This window comes from Mesorhizobium sp. Primo-A, assembly GCF_003997175.1.
In the GTDB taxonomy this organism is placed as follows: domain Bacteria; phylum Pseudomonadota; class Alphaproteobacteria; order Rhizobiales; family Rhizobiaceae; genus Mesorhizobium; species Mesorhizobium ciceri.
The window spans coordinates 133,724-157,655 of record NZ_RZTG01000004.1 but is presented as its reverse complement, the minus strand read 5'-3'; the positions used below and the strand labels follow the sequence as shown (position 1 = coordinate 157,655).

The 23,932-nt window shown below is 64.3% G+C and carries 23 protein-coding genes; 7 read left to right on the top strand and 16 right to left on the bottom strand.

Annotation, left to right across the window (positions count from 1 at the left end; all coding sequences use genetic code 11):
- Positions 1 to 2: 2 nt before the first annotated feature.
- The 12 genes from EOC83_RS08890 to EOC83_RS08835 all read right to left on the bottom strand — a co-directional run bounded on the left by EOC83_RS08890 (position 3) and on the right by EOC83_RS08835 (position 12,588).
- A complete protein-coding gene (locus EOC83_RS08890; protein WP_013528528.1) occupies positions 3 to 713 on the bottom strand; it encodes an ABC transporter ATP-binding protein in 711 nt (236 codons plus the stop codon).
- Positions 706 to 1,485: an ABC transporter ATP-binding protein gene (locus EOC83_RS08885; protein ID WP_063169705.1), complete on the bottom strand. Its 780-nt coding sequence runs from the start codon at positions 1,483 to 1,485 to the stop codon at positions 706 to 708. The genes EOC83_RS08890 and EOC83_RS08885 overlap by 8 nt, the downstream gene beginning before the upstream one ends.
- Positions 1,486 to 1,497: 12 nt before the next feature.
- Positions 1,498 to 2,706 carry an ABC transporter substrate-binding protein gene (locus EOC83_RS08880; RefSeq protein ID WP_013528530.1) on the bottom strand — a complete coding sequence of 403 codons (1,209 nt, stop codon included), beginning with the start codon at positions 2,704 to 2,706 and terminating at the stop codon, positions 1,498 to 1,500.
- A 206-nt stretch (positions 2,707 to 2,912) separates the two neighbouring features.
- Entirely contained in the window at positions 2,913 to 4,676 is a 1,764-nt protein-coding gene (locus EOC83_RS08875; RefSeq protein WP_063169704.1) for an ABC transporter ATP-binding protein, read from the bottom strand.
- 46 nt (positions 4,677 to 4,722) lie between these two features.
- Positions 4,723 to 5,667: an acetamidase/formamidase family protein gene (locus EOC83_RS08870; RefSeq protein ID WP_024502120.1), complete on the bottom strand. Its 945-nt coding sequence runs from the start codon at positions 5,665 to 5,667 to the stop codon at positions 4,723 to 4,725.
- Entirely contained in the window at positions 5,657 to 7,300 is a 1,644-nt protein-coding gene (locus EOC83_RS08865; protein ID WP_063169703.1) for an ABC transporter substrate-binding protein, read from the bottom strand. Before EOC83_RS08865 ends, EOC83_RS08870 begins: the two co-directional genes overlap by 11 nt.
- A 33-nt stretch (positions 7,301 to 7,333) precedes the next feature.
- Positions 7,334 to 8,254: an ABC transporter permease gene (locus EOC83_RS08860; protein ID WP_024502122.1), complete on the bottom strand. Its 921-nt coding sequence runs from the start codon at positions 8,252 to 8,254 to the stop codon at positions 7,334 to 7,336.
- Positions 8,251 to 9,117 (bottom strand): ABC transporter permease, encoded by an 867-nt coding sequence (locus tag EOC83_RS08855; RefSeq protein ID WP_128278528.1) that lies wholly within the window; start codon positions 9,115 to 9,117, stop codon positions 8,251 to 8,253. Before EOC83_RS08855 ends, EOC83_RS08860 begins: the two co-directional genes overlap by 4 nt.
- Positions 9,118 to 9,136: 19 nt before the next feature.
- Complete coding sequence (locus EOC83_RS08850) at positions 9,137 to 9,754, bottom strand: ANTAR domain-containing protein (RefSeq protein WP_063169702.1); 618 nt, start codon at positions 9,752 to 9,754, stop codon at positions 9,137 to 9,139.
- A complete protein-coding gene (locus EOC83_RS08845) occupies positions 9,751 to 10,845 on the bottom strand; it encodes a transporter substrate-binding protein (protein WP_013528537.1) in 1,095 nt (364 codons plus the stop codon). Before EOC83_RS08845 ends, EOC83_RS08850 begins: the two co-directional genes overlap by 4 nt.
- Before the next feature lie 178 nt (positions 10,846 to 11,023).
- Positions 11,024 to 11,512, bottom strand: a complete 489-nt coding sequence (locus tag EOC83_RS08840; protein WP_013528538.1) for a hypothetical protein — start codon at positions 11,510 to 11,512, stop codon at positions 11,024 to 11,026.
- Positions 11,513 to 11,718: 206 nt separating this feature from the next.
- Positions 11,719 to 12,588, bottom strand: coding sequence for a helix-turn-helix domain-containing protein (locus EOC83_RS08835; protein WP_013528539.1), 870 nt, complete (start codon positions 12,586 to 12,588; stop codon positions 11,719 to 11,721).
- Positions 12,589 to 12,680: 92 nt separating this feature from the next.
- On the opposite strand from EOC83_RS08835, the gene EOC83_RS08830 reads away from it, so the two are divergent.
- Complete coding sequence (locus EOC83_RS08830; protein WP_063169701.1) at positions 12,681 to 14,225, top strand: 4-hydroxyphenylacetate 3-hydroxylase N-terminal domain-containing protein; 1,545 nt, start codon at positions 12,681 to 12,683, stop codon at positions 14,223 to 14,225.
- A gap of 6 nt (positions 14,226 to 14,231) precedes the next feature.
- Positions 14,232 to 14,741 (top strand): flavin reductase, encoded by a 510-nt coding sequence (locus EOC83_RS08825; protein WP_013528541.1) that lies wholly within the window; start codon positions 14,232 to 14,234, stop codon positions 14,739 to 14,741.
- A 29-nt stretch (positions 14,742 to 14,770) separates the two neighbouring features.
- On the opposite strand, the gene hpaR is transcribed toward EOC83_RS08825, so the two are convergent.
- Positions 14,771 to 15,166, bottom strand: a complete 396-nt coding sequence (hpaR, locus tag EOC83_RS08820; protein WP_224620863.1) for a homoprotocatechuate degradation operon regulator HpaR — start codon at positions 15,164 to 15,166, stop codon at positions 14,771 to 14,773.
- Between the two features lie 215 nt (positions 15,167 to 15,381).
- Here hpaR and EOC83_RS08815 point away from each other — a divergent pair, with 215 nt between their 5' ends.
- The 5 genes from EOC83_RS08815 (at position 15,382) to hpaH (ending at position 20,203) form a co-directional block, all read left to right on the top strand.
- Positions 15,382 to 15,768, top strand: coding sequence for a 5-carboxymethyl-2-hydroxymuconate Delta-isomerase (locus tag EOC83_RS08815; RefSeq protein WP_013528543.1), 387 nt, complete (start codon positions 15,382 to 15,384; stop codon positions 15,766 to 15,768).
- A gap of 11 nt (positions 15,769 to 15,779) precedes the next feature.
- The gene (gene hpaE, locus EOC83_RS08810; protein WP_063170418.1) at positions 15,780 to 17,297 is read left to right on the top strand and encodes a 5-carboxymethyl-2-hydroxymuconate semialdehyde dehydrogenase; all 1,518 of its coding nucleotides are present in this window, start codon (positions 15,780 to 15,782) and stop codon (positions 17,295 to 17,297) included.
- Between the two features lie 14 nt (positions 17,298 to 17,311).
- On the top strand, positions 17,312 to 18,292 hold the full coding sequence (gene hpaD / locus EOC83_RS08805) for a 3,4-dihydroxyphenylacetate 2,3-dioxygenase (RefSeq protein ID WP_063169700.1): 981 nt from the start codon (positions 17,312 to 17,314) through the stop codon (positions 18,290 to 18,292).
- 235 nt (positions 18,293 to 18,527) lie between these two features.
- A complete protein-coding gene (locus EOC83_RS08795; RefSeq protein ID WP_063169699.1) occupies positions 18,528 to 19,400 on the top strand; it encodes a fumarylacetoacetate hydrolase family protein in 873 nt (290 codons plus the stop codon).
- Complete coding sequence (gene hpaH, locus EOC83_RS08790) at positions 19,397 to 20,203, top strand: 2-oxo-hept-4-ene-1,7-dioate hydratase (protein WP_063169698.1); 807 nt, start codon at positions 19,397 to 19,399, stop codon at positions 20,201 to 20,203. The genes EOC83_RS08795 and hpaH overlap by 4 nt, the downstream gene beginning before the upstream one ends.
- A gap of 28 nt (positions 20,204 to 20,231) precedes the next feature.
- On the opposite strand, the gene EOC83_RS08785 is transcribed toward hpaH, so the two are convergent.
- Genes EOC83_RS08785 through EOC83_RS08775 form a run of 3 tightly spaced genes read right to left on the bottom strand, consistent with a single transcriptional unit; the run spans position 20,232 to position 23,926 of the window.
- Complete coding sequence (locus tag EOC83_RS08785) at positions 20,232 to 21,254, bottom strand: phosphotransferase (RefSeq protein ID WP_063169697.1); 1,023 nt, start codon at positions 21,252 to 21,254, stop codon at positions 20,232 to 20,234.
- A complete protein-coding gene (locus EOC83_RS08780) occupies positions 21,251 to 22,543 on the bottom strand; it encodes an aminotransferase class III-fold pyridoxal phosphate-dependent enzyme (RefSeq protein ID WP_063169696.1) in 1,293 nt (430 codons plus the stop codon). The genes EOC83_RS08785 and EOC83_RS08780 overlap by 4 nt, the downstream gene beginning before the upstream one ends.
- A gap of 33 nt (positions 22,544 to 22,576) precedes the next feature.
- A complete protein-coding gene (locus EOC83_RS08775) occupies positions 22,577 to 23,926 on the bottom strand; it encodes an aminotransferase class III-fold pyridoxal phosphate-dependent enzyme (RefSeq protein ID WP_063169695.1) in 1,350 nt (449 codons plus the stop codon).
- Positions 23,927 to 23,932: the final 6 nt, after the last annotated feature.

Genomic DNA, 23,932 nt, shown 5'->3' with positions numbered 1-23,932 from the left:
CATCATACACCCAGGACTTCGTGGAGCTGCGCCATGCGGTCCGGCAGTTCGCCGACCGGAAACCCCGCCACCACCTTGCCGTGCTCCATCAGATAGAAACGGTCGGCGACACGACTGGCGAAGCGAAAGTTCTGCTCGACCAGCAGGATCGTCATGCCGCGCTTTTTCAACGTCGCCAGCAACGCGCCGATGCGCTGCACGATGACGGGAGCGAGCCCCTCCGTCGGTTCGTCGAGGAGCAGCATCTTCACGCCGGTTCGCAGCATGCGCGCGATCGCCAGCATCTGCTGTTCGCCGCCCGACAGCCTGGTGCCGGGACTGTTGCGCCGCTCCTTCAGATTGGGGAACAGATCGAATATCTCCTCGACGCTCATGCCGCCCTGCGCGACGACCGGCGGCAGAACCAGATTCTCGTCCACGGTCAGCGTTGCGAAGATGCCGCGCTCCTCCGGCACGAAGCCGATGCCTTGATGGGCGGTGCGGTGCAGCGGCAGCCGCATCAGGTCCTTGCCGTCGAAGGCGATCCGGCCGGTCCGCTTGCGGATCAACCCCATGATGGCGCGCAGCGTCGTCGTCTTGCCGACGCCATTGCGGCCGAGCAGCGTGACCGTCTCGCCGGCAAACACTTCCAGATCGACACCGTGCAGCGCATGGCCCTCGCCATACCAGGCGTTGAGGCCGGTGACGGCAAGCAGAGGTGCGGCACTAGTCATCGGCGGTGCCCATATAGGCGATCTTGACGCGCTCGTCGCGGCTAACGGTGGCGTAGTCGCCAGCGGCCAGCACCTCGCCGCGCTGCATGACCGTTATCCAGTCGCAAAGGTCGGCCACCACGGTCAGATTGTGCTCGACCATCAGCACGGCGCGATCCCTGGCAACCGAACGGATGAGGCTGGAAACCGTGGCCACGTCCTCATGCCCCATGCCGGCCATCGGCTCGTCCAGCAGCAGCACTTTCGGATCGAGCGCGAGCGTCGTGGCGATCTCCAGCACGCGTTTTCTGCCATAGGAAAGATCGCCGGCGAGCCTGTTCCTGGCGTCGTCGAGACCAACCGAGCGCAGCAATTCCTCGGCGCGCGGGGTCAGCCGGTCGAGCGCCGCGAGCGAGCGCCAGAATTGAACGGCAAGACCACCCGGCCGCTGCAGCGCGACGCGAACATTGTCGAGCACGCTGAGGTGCGGAAAAATCGCCGATATCTGGAACGAGCGCACCAGCCCCATCCGCGCAACCCTGGCCGGCGAGGTGCGGGTGATGTCGTGGCCAAGCAGCTCGATCCTGCCGCTGGTCGGCGCCAGGAACTTGGTGAGCAGGTTGAAGACGGTCGTCTTGCCGGCGCCGTTGGGTCCGATCAGGGCATGGATGTTGCCATGGCGGACATCGATATCGACGTTTTTGACGGCGATGAAGCCGGCAAAGTCGCGTCGCAACCCGCGGGCGGAAAGCACAACCCGCGGCTCGTTCGCGTCCAGGTCAGTCGGCGCCATCGGCCGCGCCGATCACTGGCCGGCCGTCGGACAGCCGCTTTCCTTCTCGCTGAGGAAGGCCTCGTTGCCTGGAATGGTGGCGAGATATTTGTAGTAGTCCCAATCCTTGGTGCTCTCGGCTGGCGACTTGACCTGGTAGAGGTACATGTCGTGAACCATGTTGCCGTCCGCCTGCACCTTGCCGTTGGTTATCACCGCGTCGTCCACAGGCATCGAATGCAGCTGCTTGGCGACGGCTTCGGTCTCGTCCGTGCCGGCTTTGTCGATCGCCTTCAAATACTGCGTCACCGCCGAATAGGTCGCGGCCTGGATCATGTTCGGCATGCGGTTGGTGCGCTTGAAAAAGCGCTGCCCGAATTCGCGGCTCTTGTCGTCGCGATCCCAGTAATAGCCTTCGGTCAGCACGACGCCCTGCGCCGCTTGAAGGCCAAGCCCATGCACCTCGGCCAGCGTGAACAGGAGTGCGGCAAGACGCTGGCCGCCCTGCACGATACCGAATTCGGCCGCCTGCTTGATGGAGTTGGAGGTATCGAGGCCGGCATTGGCCAGGCCGATGACCTTGGCGCCCGACGATTGCGCCTGCAGCAGGAAGGACGAATAATCGGTCGATCCCAGGGGATAACGCACCTCGCCCAGCACCTTGCCGCCATGGCTTTCGACGAACTTGGTGGTCTGATCCTTCAGCGAGTAGCCGAATGCATAGTCGACGGTGACGAAGAACCAGCTGTCGCCGCCCTGCTGCACGAGAGAGCCGCCGGTACCCACCGCCTGCGAGTGAGTGTCATAGGCCCAGTGGAAGCCGTAGGGCGAGCACTGTTTGCCGGTCAGCTCCGTGGTCGCCGCGCCGGTGACGATGTCGATCTTCTTCTTTTCCTTGGAAATCCCCTGGACGGCGAGCGCTACCGAAGAGGTCGTCAGTTCCATGATGGCATCGACTTGCTCGGTGTCGTACCACTGCCGGGCGATGTTGGAGGCGATATCCGGCTTGTTCTGGTGGTCGGCGCTGATGATTTCTATCGGCGCTCCCTGCACCTTGCCGCCGAAATCCTCAACGGCCATCTTGGCCGCCTCGACCGACCACTTGCCGCCGAAGTCGGCGTAGACGCCCGACTGGTCGTTGAGGATGCCGATCTTGACCTTGCCGTCGGAAATTTCGGCGGCCGAAGCGGGGATCGCGGATGCGGCGAGAAGTGCCGCGGAAACGAAAAGGCTTACCTTCATGGTTGACTTCCTCCCATAGCGATGAATCCGACCGACCCTCCTACGATCGATCATCGCAATGGTATTGAACATGAGGAAGATAGGGACAGAGGGCAAGAGGCCGTTAGGGATTTAGTGTTCGAAGCGATACGGTTTGGCGGCGCAACGCGAGCCTTGGGCGAGAGATAGAGACACAAACATGTGAACCGCCCGGCGGCAGTGCCGGCTCAGCCCTCGGCGGCGACGAGGTGGCCGTTGCCGACATCCCTCAGCGCCAGTTTCAGCGGCGCCTCGCCGATCCTGCGGGTGGCGCTCGGGATTTCCTGGTCGAGGCGCGCGAAGCGGCTTCTGCGCTGCGCGGGATCGGGCACGGGCACGGCTTCGATCAGGCGCCTGGTGTAGGGATGGCGCGGGTTGGAAAAGACCTGGTCGCGGGTGCCCATCTCGACGATCTGGCCGAGATACATGACGGCGACGCGGTCGGAGATGTTCTCGACCACCGCCATGTCATGCGAGATGAAGAGATAGGCGACGCCGAATTCGCGCTGCAATTCCTTCAACAGATCGAGCACGCGCGCCTGCACCGAGACGTCGAGCGCCGAGACGCTTTCGTCGGCGATGATCAGCTTCGGCCGCAGTGCAAGCGCGCGGGCAATGCAGACGCGCTGGCGCTGGCCGCCGGAGAATTCATGCGGATAGAGTTCCATCTGGTCGGCCGACAGGCCGACGCGCTCGAACAGCGCTGCGACACGCTCGCTGCGCTCTTCCTTCGAGGCGATACCGTGGATCAGCAGCGGCTCGGCGACGAGGTCGCCGACACGCATGCGTGGGTCCAACGAGGCATAGGGGTCCTGGAAAATCATCTGCACGTCGCGGCGCACCGCCTTGCGCTCGTCGCGGCCGAGGCCGGACAGATTGCGGCCGCCAATGGCGATGTCGCCGCTGTAGGGCACCAGTCCGGCCAGCGCCTTGGCGGTGGTCGACTTGCCACAACCGGATTCGCCGACCAGCGCCAGCGTCTCGTTGGGCGCGATCGAGAAGCTGACGCCTTCGACGGCGTGGACGCAACGAGTGACCCGGCCGAAGAAGCCGCCATGCAGGTCGAAACGGACATGCAGGTCCTTGACGTCAGCGACATTGGCCGGCGTTGCCGTCTCGGCACTCCTGGATTCCTGGCGACCGATACCGCTGCCGATGCGCGGCACGGCGGCCAGCAGCTCGCGCGTGTAGCCGGCTTGCGGCCTGGCGAAAATGTCAGCGGTTTTTCCCTCTTCGACCATGCGGCCATGCCGCATGATGATGACGCGGTCGGCCATTTCGGCGACGACGCCCATGTCATGAGTGATGAGGATGACGCTGGTGCCATGCTGGCGCTGCAGATCGCGCAAAAGTTCCAGCACCTCGCCTTGCACGGTGACGTCGAGCGCCGTCGTCGGCTCGTCGGCGATCAGCACGTCCGGCTCGAGCGCCAGCGCCATGGCGATCATCACCCGCTGGCGCATGCCGCCGGACAGTTCGTGCGGAAACTGCTTTAGCCGGCTTTCGGCTTCCGAAATGCGCACCGCCTTCAGCGCCTCGATGGCACGCTGGCGAGCCTCGCTCTGCGACAGGGAGGTATGCGCCTCGATGGATTCGGTGAGCTGCCGGCCGATCGACAGCACCGGGTTGAGTGAGGTCATCGGCTCCTGGAAGATCATGGCGATGCGGTTGCCGCGAATGCGCCGCATCCGGCGCTCGTCCAGAATCGTCAGATCTGTATCGCCGAGATGGACCTTGCCGGATGAAATCCTGGCGGCAGGCTGCGGCAGAAGCTGCATGATGGCCAGAGCGGTCATCGATTTGCCGGAGCCGGATTCACCGGCAATGCACAGCGTCTCGCCACGAGACAACGTCAGCGACAGGTCGGAGACGACCTCGCGCTCGCCCTCCTCGCCGCGCACGCTGACGGAGAGGTTGGCGATGTCGAGTATGGGTTCGCTGGCGGTGATCATTGCGCGCGTGACCCGGAGAGGGATTTACTCCGGCACCCCCCCCTCCTCATTCAAACACGCAGCGCGGAAAGTAGAACGACACCACCCAGTTCGGCATGTCAACGATCTCGCTGATGCGGAGATCGCCGCAGACCGAGGCCAGCATATAGGCCTCGACTGGGTCGATGTGATAACGACCGGCGAGCAGGTCGACCATCTGCGCAACCGCTTCCCTGGCGCCGGTCATCAGGTCCGGACCGATGCCGGTCGTCACCTCATAGCCCTTGGCGTCGAGATGGCGCGTCACCGGGCCTGGCGTGGTGAAGCGCGGCGTCTTCAGCCTGGCATCCTTGACCAGGTCGAGCTTGAGCACGACGTCCATCGGACTTTCGATCGCCGTGCCGCAGACCTCGCCGTCACCTTGCGCGGCATGGGTGTCGCCGACCGAAAACAGCGCGCCCGCCACTTCCACCGGCAGATAGAGCGTGGTGCCGGCGGCGAGATCGCGGATGTCGAGATTGCCGCCGACGCGCCTTGGCGGCACCACCGAGTGGTGGCCCTTTTCCGCCAGCGCGTTGCCTATGGTGCCGGCGAAGGGTTTCAACGGCACACGCGCATTCTTGCCGAACAGCGCCGGCTCGAGCGAGGCAGCGTCGTATTTCCAGATGTTCAGCGCCGGCTCCTTGAAGTCGTCGGCGAGCAGCCCAAAGCCCGGAATGTTGGCCGTCCAGCCGAAGCCGGACGGCTTGAACATCTCGATCGTCACCTTCAGCGCGTCACCCGGCTCGGCCCCCTCGACGAAGATCGGCCCGGTCACCGGATTGACGGTGGCGAAGTCGAGCTTGGCGACGTCGGCGACCGTGCTGCCGGCCTGCAACTGGCCGCCGGAGGAATCGAGGCACTGGAACTCGATCGTCGAGCCGGGCGCCACCCGCTCGGCCGGGGCAAACGAATTGTCCCAGCCGAAATGATGTTGGCGCCCGTGGATGGTGTAGTCGCAGTTATTGCACATCTTTTACGTACACATTGTCGTAGTTGATCGGGATATGAACCGGGTCGACATAGAGGTTGTCGGCGCCGCCCATGCGCGCCGATTTCATGGTGAAGCGCTGCTCGTTGAAGACCGGCGCCCAGGGCGCGTCTTCCATCACCTTGTCGTAGATGGCGCTCCACATCTTGTCGCGTTCGCCTGATTTAGCCGGGTCGACCACCGAGTCGGCCTCGGCCGCCTTGGCGTCGAGATCCTTGTTGCAATACCACGACCAGTTCCAGCCGCCGGGCACCGCACCGGCGCAGCCGAGGATCGGGCCGTAGAAGTTCGACGGATCCGGGAAGTCGGCGATCCAGGCCATGCCGCCGGACCAGATCATCGGTGCGCCGGCCTTGTCGCCGCCGGCGGCAATCACGTTTGCCTGCGCCAGCGACTGGATGCTGGCCTTGATGCCGATCGCCGCCAGATCCTGCTGGATCGCCTGGGCGATGCGCGGGTTGGGATCGGTGTTCATGGCAAACAGCTGTGTCTCGAAGCCGTCGGGGTGGCCAGCCTCTGCGAGCAGCGCCTTGGCCTTGGCGACGTCATAGGGATAGCCCTTGTATTCCTTGTCGTAGCCCGGCATCGACGGCGGCAGCGGCTGGTTGGCCGGCACGGCGCGGCCGTTGATGATCTGGATGACGCGCGCCTTGTTGATCGCCATGTTGACTGCCTGGCGCACCTTAACATTGTCGAACGGCGCCATGGTGGTGTTCATGGTGACATAGCCGGTGTGCAGCTGGCCGCCTTCGACGACGCGTGCCTTCTGCTCGGGATCGGCCATCACCTCCTGGAATTTTGCTGGCGGAATGCCGTCGCCGGGGACGTCGATCTCGCCCTTCTGCAGGCGCAGCAGCGCCACGATCGGCTCCTGGCCGATCTCGAAGGTGATCTTGTCCAGATGCGGCAGGCCCTTGTGCCAATAGTCCGCATTGCGCTCGAAGACGATGCGCTCGCCGAGCGTCCACTCGGCGAGCTTGAAGGCGCCGGTGCCGACCGGATGCTTGCCGAAATCGGCGCCGTATTTCTCGACCTCTTCCTTCGGCACGACATGGGCGAAGTTGATGGCCATCACATGCAGGAAGGTGGCGTCGGGGCGGGTCAATTCGAATTTGACCGTGTAAGGGTCGACGACGGTGACGCCGGAGAGGCTCTCGGCCTTGCCGGCGGCGACATCGTCATAGCCCTTGATCGAGCCGAAGAAGCCGGCGCCGGGGCTCTGCGTCTTCGGATTGGTGACGCGGTCGAGCGAATATTTCACGTCGTCGGCCGTCATCTCGCGGCCATTGTGGAATTTCACGCCATGGCGCAGCTTGAAGGTGAAGGTCTTGCCGTCGGGCGAAATCTCGTAGCTTTCGGCGAGGTCGGGTTTCAAATTGGTGGTGCCCGGCTCGTAGTCCATCAACCCGTCGAACAGACTCTTGATCATCGACCAGTTCTGCCAGTCATAGCCGATCGCCGGATCGAGCGTGGCGACGTCGTCCTTGTAGGTGATGGTGATGGCGCCGCCCTGCTTGGCGTTCGGATCGACGGCGTCCTCGGCGCGAACGCTCGTCATGCCGAGCATCAGCGCCAGCGCCGATGCCGCTACCGTGGATGCGAGAAACCTTTTCATTTTTATGTTCCCTTTCTCTGTCTGGTTTTCATTTCATCTGAGCTTGATGCGGGGGTCGATGAAGGGCGCGATGATGTCGGCCAGCAGATTGCCCAGCACGATGGCGAAGGCCGACACCAGCGTCACACCCATGATGATCGGGATGTCGACGCGCTGGATGGCCTGCCAGGCGAGCTGGCCAATGCCGGGCCAGCCGAATACGCTTTCGACGACGACGATGCCGCCCATGAAGATGCCTATGTCGATGCCGATCATGGCGATCACCGGCAGGATGGCGTTGGGCAGCGCATGGCGGAACAGGATAGCTCGCCGCGCCAGGCCTTTGGCGCGGGCGGTGCGCACGTAATCCTGGCGCAGCACGTCGATCATCGACGAGCGCATCATGCGCGCGTACCAGCCCGCGCCGAGGATTCCCATGGTCAGTGACGGCAGCACCAGATGACGCCAGGTGCCGTAGCCGCCGATCGGGAACCAGCTGAGCCGCACGGCAAAGACGTAGAGCAGCAGCAGACCGACGACGAATTGCGGCGCCGAGACGCCGACGAAGGAGGCGACCATCAGCGTCTGGTCAGTGGCGGTGCCGCGCTTGACGGCGGCGATCAGGCCCATGCTCAGGCCGAGCAACAGCTCGCACAGGATGGCGCCGACCATCAGCAACAGGCTGGCCGGCAGCCGCGAAACGATCAGCTCGGTGACTTCGGAGCGCTGGATGTAGGAGCGGCCGAGATCGCCGCTGACGAGCTTCGTGAGATAGCGCCAGTACTGGACGACGAACGGCTGGTCGAGGCCGAGCTGCTGGCGGATGTTCTCGACCGTCTGCGGCGTGGCACTGCGGCCGGCGATCTGGCGCACCGGATCGGCGGGCAGGAGATAGAGCAGAGCGAAGGTGATCAGCGAGACGCCGAGCAGGATCAGCAGCGACTGGATGAGGCGGCGGCCGAGATAGGCGATCATGCCCGGCCTCTTTGCGTCGGATCGAGGATGTCGCGCAGCGCATCGCCGATCAGGTTGAAGGCGAGCGCCAGCGCCAGGATCGCGGCACCCGGAAAGAACACCAGCCAGGGTGCGGCCTGGAAATAGGTCTGGTTCTCGAAGATGATGTTGCCCCAGGACGCCGTGGGCGGCTGGACGCCGATGCCGAGGAAGGAGAGTGTCGCCTCGAGCAGCACGGTGGTCGAAATGCCGAGCGTGCCCCAGACGATGATGGTCGGTAAGAGATGCGGCAGGATGTGGCGAAACAGGATGCGCGGCGCGCTCGCGCCGATGGTGCGTTCGGCATCGATGAACTCACGCTCCGCCAGCGATGAGGTCTCGGTGTAGATGACGCGGGCGGTCTGCACCCAGTTGACCAAAGCGATGACCATGGCGACGATCCACAGGCTGGGCTCGAACACCGCGGCCAGGCAAATGGCGAGCAGCAGTGCCGGAAACGCCATCATCAAATCGGTGAAACGCATCAGCGCGCTGCCGATCCAGCCACGGAAATAGCCGGCGACAACACCGACCAGCGTGCCAATGAACAGTGCCACGCCATTGGCGACGATGCCGATGATCAGCGAGGTGCGGGCGCCGTAGAGGATGCGGGTCAGGAGGTCGCGGCCGAGCAAGTCGGTGCCCAGCCAGAATTTTGCATCCGGCGGCAAGGGCGAGCCCTCGATGGTCAGGCCGTCGAACATCTGCTCGTTGGGATCATAGCCAGTCAGCCATGGCGCCAGCACGGCGCCGGCAACGACGATGGCGACGATGACCAGCCCGAGCAGAGCCAGACGGCGCCTGACCAGCCGGCGCCAGACGCCGGCGCGCGGCTTGACCGGCATGCGCCCTGGCGCGGTGAGATCAGGCGCGATGGGACTGGTCATCGTCGCCTTCTTCGCCCGTTGCTTCTTCGCTTGTCATTGCCACGATCCGCCGCGCGGCATCCTCGACGCTGATCTGCCAGCTCATCGCCAGCGAGCGCAGCTGCGCATAGGCGCGGCCGTCATCGGCGCCTTTCGCCAGTGCCGTCACCGCGCGAACGATGGTCTGGCGTTCGGCAACGCGCTGGCGAAGCGAGGCGATCTCGCTGGCCAGGTGTTTTCGCGCCTCGAAACTCTGGCGCGCGATCAGCAGCGCGCTGTAGACGCCGGCATTGCCGACCGGCTTCAGCAGCTGCGCATCGGCCTTATGCGACAGCGCCCATTCGATGCGGCCCGGCGCCTCGGAACCGATCAGCGCCACCAGCGGCATCGGTGCCTCGCCCGGCTTCCACGGAAACTGCTCGTCAAAGCCGAGATCGGCGTCGAAGAAGACGAAATCGGCGGCCAGCGTCTCGGGCGGCAGTTCCGGCCAGCAATCCAGCGTGATCAGCCCGATGGCCGACAATTGCCTGGTGATCGCCTGCACCGTCGGATGTGGGCGATGCAGGATAAACGCCCTGGCGCCGCCGAGATTGGGGATGCGTGGGGCTCTGGTCACGACACCACCCTCAGGCGCGGGCGGCCGAATGTTTTTGCCGGGTCGTAGCGCGACAGATACGGATCCGGCGCGACTTCGTCTTCGCGGCTGACGACCTCGAAGAAGCCGTCCGCGATGCGCCCGATGATCACCGGCAGTGTCGCGTGCTGCGAGTGGGCGTCGATGGCGATCGGACCGAGCCGGGTGGAGAAGCGGCGTTCGGCGAAGGCTTTGGAGAATTCCGCCGGACCGGCGTCGGGATTGCTGGAGAGCACGTCGGCCATCACCTGCACCGAGGCATAGGCGGAGGCCTCGAAGGATGAGGCAAAGGCAGCCGGGCGCGGCGCGAAATACGGCCCGACCGACAGATGTCCCTTGCCGGATTCACCGATCGCCGGCAGCTCACCTTCGGTCAGGTTGCAGGAGATGACGGGGCAAGTCCCGGGACTGAAGGCGGCATCCTCGTGACCCAGGTCGCGATAGGCCGCGAGGAAGGCGTAGGACGAGGTGCCGATCAAATTGTTGAGGATGAAGTTCGGCCGCGTGGCGCGGATCTCCGCGATCAGCCGCGACACGTCGGTCTCGCCGATGCGCAGATAGCGTTCGCCCAGCACCTTGCCGCCGGCATCCGCGATCAGGTCGCGCGCGACGCGATTCATCTCCCAGCCCCAGATGTAGTTCGAGCCGAGCAGGAAGCCGTTGGCGCCGAAACGCGGCACGACATGCGCCATCAGCGGCACCAGATGCTGGTTGGGGCAGGCGTGCATGTAGACGACATGCTCATTGGCTTCGAAGCCCTCATAGGGGCAGGCGTACCAGAGCATGCCGCCGGCTTTCTCCAAGACCGGAATGGTTTCCTTGCGGCTCCAGGAGGTGACGCAGCCGATGACATGGCGTGCGCTGCTGGTCTTGAAGATATCTTCGCAAAGCGTTGCGTAGCGGTCCGCATTGCTTTGCGGATCGCGCTCCACCGGCACCAGTTCGATGCCTGAGCTGCGATCGGCGTTGATGTCGGCTATGGCGCGCATGGCGCCGATGCGGCACGCATCGGAGACGAGCTGATAGCTCCCCGAGCGGGAATACAGGATGCCGATCTCGATGCGCCGTTTCAAACAGGACCCCAGAAATGACAATGCCTCGCAGCCTGCGCCGGAAGGGCGAGGCATACGAGGCATTTTTGCCGCCCGGCAATCAGAGCCGGTATTTTGCGCTAGCGTATTCGGTCCGGCGGGTCAGTCAAGCCCTCAATGACATTTGCATGACCTGCCATCGCCGTTTCGCTGCCGCCGGCTATTTGGCCGCCGGCCTCTGGCCGAGTTGGCGGGCATAGGTCACACAGGCGTCCACCGTGCTGACACAAAGCGCGTCGCGCCTGTTCGGCAAATTGTTGTCGCCGGCATAGGCAACTTCGGCGACGCGGCCATCGACCATGCGAATTTGCGTATCGCAATAGCCGCCGGGAGCGACATTGACGGAGCCGCCGACCGCCGGGATCGCGCCGACCGCCAACGTCGGAACCACAATGCTGAGATTGCCGCGCTGGACGATGCGCTTGTAGGTCCAGATCTGGCCCGATTGGCCGGCGTCGGCGGTGGCGGTCGGAAACCCGGCGCACATTCGAACATCGGCTTCGCTGAGGCCGACCATCTCCTTGCGGGCAGCCGCCGCCGTTGGATCAACCTTGGCGATACGCGACGTGTCGTCGGGAACGACGCAGGAAGACTGGATGGCGACACAGAGAGCAGCGAGGCCAAGCTTTCGAATGCAGGAAAATATCATGCCGACTGTCAGATTTGCCCGATTGTCAGATTTTGCGTGGCGCCCGCCGCTCCTTTCTACCTAGGCAGACAGGCGAGCGGATCAACCCGTTCAGCTTCACGAAAAAGTGGCTGTGGCTGCATCATGGCCGGTCGGGAAGCCAACGCCCTGGCGGAAGCGGGCTCGCGCCGGAACGGCGCGCCAAGGTCCGCATCCATGGTCACCCATCAATGACCCTGCAACTGTTTCCGCCGCCAGGACGCGGGCGCTTCGCCGACCCGCGCGCGAAAGAATCGTGAAAAATACGCCGGGTCGTCGAAGCCGATCTCGTAGGCGATGTCCTCGACCGAGCGTACGGTGAACAACAGCAGCCGCTTGGCCTCCAGCAGCCGTCGCTCACCGACGACGCGTTTGACGCCGCTGCCCAGCACCGCGCGGCTGGCCTTGTCGAGAAGATGCGGCGTCGTGGCCAGCGCCTCGACGTAGCGATCAACAGGCCAGTTGTCGCGGAAATGCGCATCGGCGAGCCGGCGCAGCCCCAACGCCAGTGAGGCATCAGAAGACGCCGTGGCATCCTTTGTCTCGGGACTGAGGCGCGCGATGTGGGAGAGCGCGACGGCGATCAGCGCCTGCAGGACCCTGTCTTTGCCGGCTTGCGCCTCGGCGTATTCGGCGGCGATCATCTCCAGCACCGCCGCCAATCTGGCCCACGCTGCGTGCTGCGGCATGCCGTCGGCAAAGACCGGCCGGTCCAGCGGCAGCAGGCTGTGAGCCGCGATGGCCGCAAGCGCGCCGTCGGCGACCGAGACGACGATGGCGTCGGTGCCGGGGCCGATCGAGAAGCCGTGCACGATAGTGCTCGGCACGAAACTCACGGCAGGCGCCGAAAAGTCCCAGGATCGGTCTTCGATGCGGTAGGTACCGGAGCCGCTGGTCCAGAAGGTGATCTGACCCATCTGCGGGTGCTTGTGCGCGGCGACCTCACCAAGATGGATATTGCCGCGCGCAAGCACCGTCTCGACATGCAGAAAACCGACATCGAGCGGCCGCACCGGCTCGCCATAGACGAAGAAGTCGGGGATGGATCTCTGGCTCATGACGCCGGAAAAAGTCCAATCGGTTTTGCCGTTCCGTCCATAACCGATCGATGCCCAGGGCGCTAGGGTTACGGCTTAAGAGGAGGACCATCATGCGATCAGAAGACTTCCGCACCGATAAGGCACGCCCATTCACCGGGGCCGAGTATCTGGAGAGCCTGCGCGATCGCCGCGAGGTCTATATCAACGGCGAACGCATTGCCGACGTCACCACGCATCCGGCGATGCGCAATTCGGCGCGGTCGCTGGCGCGCCTCTACGACGCCCTGCATGATCCAAAGCGGCGGGACGCGCTGACGTCACCAACCGACACCGGCTCGGGCGGCTACACCCACAAATATTTCCGCGTTGCCAAGTCTTCCGCCGAGCTTGTTGCCCAGCAGACGGCGATCGCGGAGTGGTCGCGCATGTCCTATGGCTGGATGGGCCGCACGCCCGACTACAAGGCGGCGCTGATGAACACGCTCGGCGCCAATGCCGACTGGTACGGGCCGTTCAAGGACAATGCCCTGTCCTGGCACAAACGCGCGCAGGAAGCCGCGTTGTTCATGAACCACGCCATCGTCAACCCGCCGATCGACCGCCACAAGCCGGCCGAACAGGTGAAGGATGTCTTCGTCCACATCAACAGGGAGACGGACGCCGGCATCTACGTGTCCGGCGCCAAGGTGGTGGCGACGTCCTCGGCGCTGACGCACTACAATTTCCTGGCGCAAGGGTCGGCGACGGTGACCGAGGATCCGTCGCTGTCGGTGATGTTCATCGTGCCGATGAATGCGCCGGGGATAAAGATGTTCTGCCGCGTCTCCTACGAGCAGACGGCCAACACGGTGGCGGCACCCTTCGACTATCCGCTGTCGTCGCGCTTCGACGAGAACGACGCGATCCTGGTGCTCGACAATGTCTTCATCCCCTGGGAGGACGTGCTGGTGCTGCGCGATGCGCAAAAAATCCTGTCCTTCCATCCGGCCTCCGGCTTCATGCATGGCTACTGCTTCCAGGGCTGCACGCGTTTCGCCGTCAAGCTCGACTTTCTCGCCGGCCTGCTGGCCAAGGCGCTGCGCGCCACGGGCGGCGATGCTTTCCGCGGCAACCAGGCGGCACTGGGCGAGGTCATTGCGCTCAGGCACATGTTCTGGAGCTTTTCCAACGCCATGGCCTACAACCCGATCCCATGGGCGAATGGCGCCGTCCTGCCCAACCTCGAAGCCGCCCTTGCCTACCGCACCTTCATGTCGGAAGCCTATCCGCGCGTCATCGACACCGTGCGCCGGGTGATCGCCTCGGGGCTGATCTACCTGCCGTCGTCGGTGCGCGACTTCAACAACCCCGAGATCGACAAATATCTGGCGCAATATGTGCGCGGCTCCAACGATATGGGCCACATCGAACGCATCAAGATCATGAAGCTGTTGTGGGATGCGACCGGCACCGAGTTCGGCGGCCGCCACGGGCTCTATGAGCTCAACTATGCCGGTGCGCCGGAAGAGGTACGGCTGCAGGTGCTGAAAGGCGCCGAGCGCGGCGGGCGGCTGAAGGCGATGGAAGAGCTGGTCGACACCTGCATGGCCGATTATGACGAGAATGGCTGGACCGGCGATACCTGGTTCAATCCGCTTGTCTCAACGGCCGAGTGAAATCACATGGCCACGCAGATTTCGAAAGCCGATTTCCGCGACGCCATGGCGAGGGTCTGCGCGCCGGTCAACATCGTCACCACAGACGGGCCGGCAGGACGCGGCGGCTTCACCGCCACCGCCATGTGCAGCGTCTCGGACGAGCCGCCGACGCTGCTCGTGTGCATGAACGGGCGCTCGACCCAGGCCGCCATGTTCCTGTCCAACCGGCGCTTCTGCGTCAACGTGCTGACGCATGACCACATGCATCTGGCGGGAAAGTTCGCCGGCGCGACCAGGGACATGGAGGCGCGCTACGCCTCGGCGCGCTGGCAGACGCTGACCTCCGGCACGCCGGCGCTGTCGGATGCGATCGTCAACTTCGATTGCGAGATCGAGACCGTGCATGTCGTCGGCACGCACAATGTCATGATCGGCCGCGTCATCGATGTCCGGCACGGCAGCGGCGGCTCGGCCCTGCTCTATGTCGACCGGAATTATACGCAGCCGACACGGTTGGGCAGCTTTGGCGGGTGAGCCTGGACGAAACGGCCAGGACCGACCGCTCAGCTCTCGCCGTCGATCAAGCTCTCCAAGAGGTCGAGGAGCTGCTCCAGCTTCTCATGCCCAAAACGCTGTTCGATGTCGTCATAGATGACGCGACGCTCGGGCGACAGGGCGTCGATCAGGGCGGAGCCGGCAGGCGCAATGGTCAGCACGACGCGGCGGCCGTCGCCTTCGGCCTTGTTGCGGGTGATGAATTTGCGTCCCTCGAGCGCCTTGATGATGCGCGTCAGGCTGGGCGGCAAAACCGAGGCGCGATCGGCAAGTTCCGTCGCCTCGACCGGGCCGGCTTCGCTGAGCACACGCAGCACGCGCCATTGCTGTTCGGTCACGTCATGCGCCGCAAGCATCGGCCGAAACCGCGCCATCACCGCTTCGCGGGCATGAAGCAGCGCCATCGGCAGGGAACGACGGGTATTTTCAGGCAGCAAAAAAGAGCCTCCCACGCTTGCGATCGAAACAGGCCTTCCCTCGGCCGAATCCGCCAGCCGGGGCCCGTTCCTGCCATCCCGTATCGTTGCGCCAAGGCCGATGCAAGACTTGACTTCGCGGATGCGGCATGTAATTAACGCGTTAACTACAACAAAGCAATAACCCAGGGAAACGAAGCGCCGTGCCTCACTTCTCCATCGAGTATTCGGCCAATCTCGATGCCAAGGTCGATATGGACGAATTGTGCGCGCTGGTGTTGCGCACAGTGCTGGACACCGGGCTGTTCGAGACCGGCGCCGTGCGGGTGCGGGCCTTTCGCGCCGAGGCCTACGCGATGGCCGACAGCCTGCCGGAAAACGCTTTTCTCGACATGTCGTTTCGCATCGGCACCGGCCGCAGCCCGGACGAGAAGAAGCGGACCGGCGAGGCTGTCTTCGCGGCGGTGAGCGAATACCTTGCCACCCTGTTCGAGACCCCGCATTTCGCCCTGTCGCTCGAAATCCGGGAAATCGACCCGGTGCTCAGCTGGAAGAAAAACGCAATCCACCCGCGGCTGCGCGGCAAGTGACGGAACCCGACATGTCCGACCTGCAAGGCAATCTGAAAAAGGCCGAGGCCTATCTGGCCCGCTTCAAGCGCGATGGCGTTTTGAACCAGATCGGCGGCGAGGCGGTGCCGGCCCTCGATGGCGCGACGTTCGAAACGCTGTCGCCGGTCGACCTCAAGCCGCTGGCAAGCGTCGCGCGCGGCGGGGCCGCCGACATCGACCGCGCCGCCAAGGCGGCGAAGGCGGCGTTCCCAGCCTGGGCAGCCATGCCTGGCGAGGCACGCAAGAAGCTGCTGCACAAAATCGCCGACGCAATCGAAGCGCGCGCCGAGGAGATCGCTTTTGTCGAATGCATGGATACCGGCCAGGCGCTGAAGTTCATGGCCAAGGCAGCGCTGCGCGGTGCCGAGAATTTCCGTTTCTTCGCCGACCGCGCGCCCGAAGCGCGCGACGGCGAGACGCTGCGTACGACAGGCCAGGTCAATATGACGACGCGCGTTCCGATCGGCCCGGTCGGCATCATCACGCCGTGGAACACACCGTTCATGCTGTCGACGTGGAAGATTGCGCCAGCGCTGGCGGCCGGCTGCACCGTGGTTCATAAGCCGGCTGAATTCTCGCCGCTGACCGCCCGCCTGCTGGTCGAGATCGCCGAGGAGGCCGGCCTGCCGAAAGGCGTATGGAACCTGGTCAACGGCCTTGGTGAAGACGCCGGCAAGGCGCTGACCGAGCATCCCGACATCAGGGCGATCGGTTTTGTCGGCGAAAGCCGCACCGGTTCGATGATCATGAAGCAAGGCGCCGGCACGCTGAAGCGCGTGCATTTCGAGCTTGGCGGCAAGAACCCTGTGATCGTCTTTGCCGACGCCGATCTCGAGCGCGCCGCCGACGCCGCCGTATTCATGATCTATTCGCTGAATGGCGAGCGCTGCACCTCGTCGTCGCGGCTTCTGGTCGAAGCCTCGATCTATGAAAGCTTCACCGCCAAAGTCGCGGAGAGGGCGAAGCGCATCGTCGTCGGCCACCCGCTCGATCCGAAAACGGTGGCCGGGCCGCTGATCCATCCGGTGCATGAAAAGAAGGTGCTGTCCTATATCGACATCGGCAGGTCGGAGGGGGCGACGCTGGCCGTCGGCGGCGGCAAGGTCGATGGACCGGGAGGCGGCTGTTATGTCGGCCCGACCCTGTTCACCAACGTGACCAACGGCATGCGCATCGCGCAGGAGGAGATTTTCGGGCCGGTGCTGAGCGCCATTGCGTTCAACGACGAGGCGGAAGCGCTGGCGCTGGCCAACGACACGCAATACGGCCTGACCGGCTATCTCTGGACCTCTGACGTCACCCGCGCCTTCCGTTTCACCGATGCGCTGGAGGCCGGCATGATCTGGGTTAACTCCGAGAACGTGCGGCATTTGCCGACCCCCTTCGGCGGCGTCAAGAATTCCGGCATCGGCCGCGACGGCGGCGACCATTCCTTCGACTTCTACATGGAGACGAAGAACGTCGCCTTCGCGACGACGGCGCACGCGATCCAGAAACTCGGCGGCTGACCGGAGGAAATCGGATGCCCTTGCCCAAACCCAATCTCTACCCCGCCTTCAACATCGTGCGCCTCAGCCATGTCGAGTTGGCTGTCACCGACCTCGCCAAATCCCGCGCCTTCTATGTCGACACGCTCGGCCTGCAGGTTACCGACGAGACATCAGGCGCCATCTACCTGCGCGCCATGGAGGAACGTGGCCATCACTGCATCGTGCTGCGCAAGGCGACGACGCCGGAAGCGCGCGACCTCGGCTTCAAGGTCTTTTCGGACGAGGACCTCGATAAGGCCGAGTATTTCTTCAAGGGCAAGGGCCTGCCGGTGGAATGGGTCGAGCGGCCCTACCAGTCGCGCACTTTTCGGACGCGCGACCCGCACGGGATTCCGCTGGAGTTCTATGCCCAGATGGAAAGGCTGCCGCCGATCCATCAGAAATATGCGCTCTACAAGGGCGTCAAGCCGCTACGCATCGACCACTTCAACTGCTTCTCGCCCAATGTCGACGAGTCCGTCGCCTTCTACAACGAGCTCGGTTTTCGCGTCACCGAATACACCGAGGATGCCGCAACCGGGAAGCTTTGGGCAGCTTGGACGCATCGCAAGGGCGGCGTCCACGACATCGCGTTCACCAACGGCATCGGCCCGCGCCTGCATCATGTCGCCTTCTGGGTGCCGACGCCGCTCAACATCATCGACCTGCTCGACCTGATGGCGACCACGGGCTATTTGCCGAACATCGAACGCGGCCCTGGTCGGCACGGCATCTCCAACGCCTTCTTCCTCTATGTCCGCGACCCGGACAACCACCGTATCGAGATCTACTGTTCGGACTACCAGACGGTCGATCCGGACCTGGAGCCGATCAAGTGGGACCTCAAGGACCCGCAGCGCCAGACGCTGTGGGGCGCACCGGCGCCGAAAAGCTGGTTCGAGGAGGGCAGTGCGTTTGCCGGGGCGGAGGCGCGCCAGCCGGATTTGGCGGCTTCGCCGATCATTGCGCCGTGAGTGGGATTTTGGAGATGTCAGCGTTCCGTGGCGCCCCCCTCTGTCCTGCCGGACATCTCCCCCTCAAGGGGGGAGATTGGCTAGGCCCATGGTCAGCGCCTCTGTTGCAGCGTTGGAAATTGGCGAAGGCAGAGATGACATCCGATCTCCCCCCTTGTGGGGGAGATGTCCGGCAGGACAGAGGGGGGCGCCGTAGAGCGCCATCCTCGCCCACCACCATTGCCGGAGCCGCAGCATGAAACACGCACGGCTCGCCACCTTCACCGTCGGCGGCAAGGCGCGCTATGGCGCGGTCACCAGCAAGGGTGTCATCAACCTGTCGGCGCGCCACGGCCAGTGGCCGACGCTGCGGGAAGCGATCGAGGCCGGCGCCTTGCGGCGGCTGGCGGAAGAGGCCGAGGCCTTCCCGATCGATTTCCCGCTCGACGCCATTGCCTACGAAATTCCGATCCCTTCGCCGGAAAAGATCATCTGCGTCGGCGTCAACTATCCGGACCGCAACGAGGAGTACAAGGACGGCCAGGCAGCACCCTCGAATCCGTCGCTGTTCGTCCGTTTTCCCCGCTCCTTCGTCGGCCATGGCGCGCCGCTGGTGCGGCCGCCGGAATCCCCGCAGCTCGATTATGAGGGCGAAATCGTCATCGTCATCGGCAAGGCGGGACGGCGCATTGCCGAGGCCAACGCGCTCAGCCATATTGCGGCATTGTCGCTGTGCAATGAAGGCACCATCCGCGACTGGGTGCGGCATGCCAAGTTCAACGTCACGCAAGGCAAGAATTTCGACCGCAGCGGCTCGATCGGCCCTTGGCTGGTGCCGTTCACCGACGCGGAGCAGATCGCCGACATCGCGCTGACCGCCCGCGTCAATGGCGAAATCCGCCAGCAGGACCGCACCAGCCGGATGATCTTCTCGTTTCGCAAGATTATCGCCTATGTCTCGACCTTCACCACGCTGGTGCCGGGCGACATCATCGTCACCGGCACGCCGACGGGCGCCGGCGCCCGCTTCGAGCCGCCGATCTGGCTGAAGCCGGGCGACGTCATCGAGGTCGAGGCAGACGGCATCGGCGTGCTGCGCAACAGCGTCGTCGACGAGGAAGCAGCATGACCCCGGAGCAAGTGGAAGACGCCGCGGCACGGCTGTTCGAGGCCGAGCGTTCACGCCGCCAGATCCGGCTGCTCAGCCTCGATTTTCCCGAGGCGACGATGGAGGATGCCTATCGCGTGCAGGCAGCGCTGGTGACGCGCAAGATCGATGCCGGGCTGAAGCCGAAGGGCTGGAAGATCGGCCTCACCTCCAAGGCGATGCAATATGCGCTCGCCATCGACACGCCGGATTCGGGCGTGCTGTTCGACGACATGTTCTTCAATGACGGCGCGTCGGTTCCGGCCGGCCGCTTTATCCAGCCGCGCGTCGAGGCCGAGATCGCCTTCGTCATGAAGGCGCCGCTGAAAGGCCCCGGCGTGACGATCTTCGACGTGTTCAACGCCACCGACTACATCACGCCGGCGCTCGAAATCCTCGATACGCGCATCGAGCGCGTCAATGCGGAGACGAAGAAGGCGCGTACCTTCTTCGACACCATTTCAGACAATGCCGCCAATGCCGGCATCGTCATCGGCGGCCGGCCGCAGCGGCCTGATGAGACCGACATGCGCTGGATCGGCGCCATCGTTTCGCGCAATGCCGAGGTCGAGGAGACCGGGCTTGGCGCCGGCGTGCTCAACCATCCGGCGATGGGCATTGCCTGGCTGGCCGACAGGCTCGCCCGCTACGGCATGTCGATCGCTGCCGGCGAGGTCGTTCTCTCCGGGTCGTTCGTGCGTCCGGTCGAGGCGCGACCCGGCGACACGATCGTCGCCGATTTCGGCAGTTCGGGCACGGTCAGCATCCATTTCGCGAAGGGCTGACGGTTCCGCCAGTTCTTATCAATCGGCCTTATTCGCCATGCAGATAGGCAATCACCACATCGGCTGCGATGGCCGACATGCGCAAGCCGACCTCCCTGGTGATGTCGCCTTCGACGCGGCTCTGCACCCAGCCGAGGAAGGCGAAGGCCCGCAAGGCAGAAAACAGCGGCAGCGCGGCGATGTCGCGCGCCGTCAGTTCGCGCTCCTGCCGATAGCCCTTGAGCAAAGCGTCCTCGATCAGCGGATAGATCGCCTCATCGCGGTTCTGGTAAAGCGCGACGGCAAGGTCGTACATGTGCCAGCCATGGCCGCAATCGTCGAAGTCGATGATGCGGATCGCACCATCATGGACGAGCACATTCTCGCGCACCAGGTCGGCGTGGATGATGCCGAAATTGCGGGCACTGCGTTCATACGTCAATAGCGCGCGCACGGCCTTTTCGCGCGCCCGCAAAACCAGCTCCCGGCGAGGACCGTCGAGGAAGGGCGAGGTCTCGAAACGCCCCCAATTCGGGTTCGCGCCGAAGAAGCCGTCGAAATCCCAGGCATGGCGGGCAAAGCCGGACGGAGGCGTCCAGGCTGCTGTGACATTGTGCATGTGGGCGATGGTTCGCCCGATCTCGGTAAAGATCTGTCTTGCCTGCTCGGGCGTAAAATCCAGCGGCACGCCTCGCGCGCCGACGGCGCGGCCTTCCAGCCAGCTCAGGCAATCGACTTGCCGGGGTTGCATTGAGGCGTTCGCGCTGACAAGCACGAACAGATCGCCAGCCGGCGTGGCGACCGCAGATGGCGTGGCGATGCCGGCCGATTGCAGAAAACCCATCCATTGCAGTTCCGAGCGCAGGGCGGCGTCCGTGTGATAGCCAAACCGGTGAATGCGCATGGCGGCCGGCTGGCCATCGGGCAGACGGATCCGGAAGACCGCGTTCTCGCGGAATTTCAGCAGCTCCGGCTCACCCTCATCAATGCCCCAATGGGCGAGCGCGCGCCTGGCCAGCGCCGTGACGTCGGCTGCCGTCTCGGGTTCGGATTGCGCGGAGACTGCGCTCACGCCTTCACTCCGCCGACTTCGCCAAGCACTTCTTCGAGGACGCCGATCAGGAAGTCGGCATTGTCGCGGGAGAACGGCATTGGCGGGCGGATCTTCAACACATTGCCGTGGATGCCGGTCTTGCCCATCAGCACGCCGCGCTGGCGCATCCGGTTGGCGACCTGCTCGGCAATGTCGGGCGCCGGTTCGCGCGTCTTGCGGTCGTGAACCAGTTCGGCGCCGAAGAACAGGCCAGCGCCCCTGACCTCGCCGATACATTCATGGCGATCGGCGAGCGGGCGCAGCAGGTTGAGTGCATAGGCGCCGACGTCACGCGCGTTGGCAACGAGATCTTCCTGCTCGATGACGTCGAGAACGGCATTGGCCACCGCGCAGGAAACCGGATTGCCGCCGAAGGTGTTGAAATAACGGAAGGCGTTGCGGAAGGTCGCCAATATCTCCCTTGATGTGACCACGGCGGCGATTGGATGGCCGTTGCCCATCGGCTTGCCCATGGTGACGATGTCGGGAACGAAGCCTGCGCGCTGGTGGCCCCAGAAATGACTGCCGGTGCGGCCGAAACCAGGCTGCACCTCGTCGGCGATGACCAGTCCGCCGGCGTCACGCACCGCGCGCATCGCGTCGTCGAAAAAGCCGGATGGGAGCGTCGGAAAGCCTTCATTGGCGAGCAGCGGACAAAGGATGATGCCGGACAGGCCGATACCGTCCTTTGCCAGCGCGGCGATGGCTTCGCGCACTGCGTCGCCAAAGGCTTTGCCGTTGGCCATCGCAGCCGGATGGCGATAGCTGTCAGGCGCCGGCACCAGCCTGACATTGCGGGCGCGGCCGCCGACCGGCGGCATGCGGGTGCTGAGCTGCGAAACCGCCGCGGTGTTGCCATGATAGGTGGCGTCGGTGGCGATGATACCCATGCGGCCGGTGGCGGCCTGCGCCATGCGCAGCGCGATGTCGTTGGCCTCGCTGCCGGTGCAGGTCAGGATGGCGGTCGACAGGCTGGCATCGAAGGTCGCGGTCAGCCGCTCGACATAGTCGAGGATGGCGGTGTGAAGATAGCGCGTGTGGGTGTTGAGCAGGCTTGCCTGCCGGCACAGGGCCTCGACCACATAGGGGTGGCAGTGGCCGACATGGGCGACGTTGTTGTATGCGTCGAGATATTTGCGGCCGTCGGCATCGTAGAGCCAGACACCTTCGCCGCGCACCAGGTGCACGGGCTCGTCATAGAACAATTGCGATTTCGCACCGAGCAGGCGCGAGCGCCGGCTAACCAACGCTTCTTGCGGTTGAGTCATTGCGTCTCGAAACTCCGTTCTCTCCAATAACCGTCAGACCTTCGACAGGCCTGCATCCAATGCTTCGCCGATCCTCGCGACATCCGCGGCGCTGACGATAAGCGGCGGCGACAGGATGATGGCGTTACCGGAGACGCGCAGCATGACGCCGGCCTCGTAGGCCGCCTCCGAAACCAATGCCATGGTCTTCTTGTCGGCGGGCTTTTTCGTCGCGCGGTCCGAGACCAGCTCCAGCGCCGCCATCAGGCCCTTGTACCGGACATCGCCGACGATCGCATGCTTCGCCTTCAGCCCCTCCAGCACGGCTGCGAGTTCGACACCACGCGCGGCCGCGTTCTCGTTCAGGCGCAGCCGTTTGGTCTCGGCAAGCGCCGCCAGACCCGCGGCGCAGCCGACAGGATGGCCGGAATAGGTATAGCCATGGCCGATGGCGCCGAAGCTGGTCTTGTCGGCCTCGAAGACATCGGCGACCTTGGCGCCGATCAAAGTGGCGCCGAGCGGGAAATAACCCGAAGTGATCGCCTTGGCGATGGTCATGAAATCCGGCTTCACACCGGACAGACGCGAACCCGACCATGCGCCGGTGCGGCCGAAGCCCGTCACCACTTCGTCGGCGATCAGCAGGATCTCGTGGCGGTCGCAGATTTCGCGCACCAGCGGCATGAAGCTCTCATGCGGAACGATGACGCCGCCGGCGCCGAGAACCGGCTCCATGATGAAAGCGGCGATGGTGTCGCCACCCTGGAAGGCGATTTCGTCCTCCAGCGCCCTGGCGCAGAGTTTTGCCAGCCGCACTGGGTCGGTCTCGTCGAACGGATTGCGGAAGGTCCAGGGCGCAGGAATGTGGAAGACGCCCGGCAGCAGCGGCTCGTAGTTGCGGCGGAAATTGGCGTTGCCGTTGACCGACGCGCCACCGAAATGCGTGCCGTGGTAGCCTTTCTTCAGCGCCAGGAACTTGGTCCGGTCGGCCTGGCCGCGGATCTTCCAGTACTGCCGCGCCAGCCGAAGTGCCGTTTCGACCGAATCCGAGCCGCCCGAAGTGAAAAACGTCCGCACCATGCCTTCTGGCTCGAACCATTCGCAGAGTTCGTAGGCGAGCTCGATCGACGGGCCGGTCGAGGTGCCGCGAAAGCCGGAATAATAGGGCAGCGCGCCAAGCTGGTCGGCGATCGCTTTCTTGATCGGTTCGCAGCTGTAGCCGAGATTGACGTTCCACAGGCCGCCGACGGCGTCGAGCACGGTGTTGCCGGCGATGTCGGTGACCATCACACCCTCGCCTTTCATGATCACCTTTGGCGGGTTGGCCCGCATCTCGGCCGGATGCGCCATCGGATGCCAGATCGGCTTGGCGTTGGTTTCGGTGAGAAAATTGATGTCGCGCATAATGGA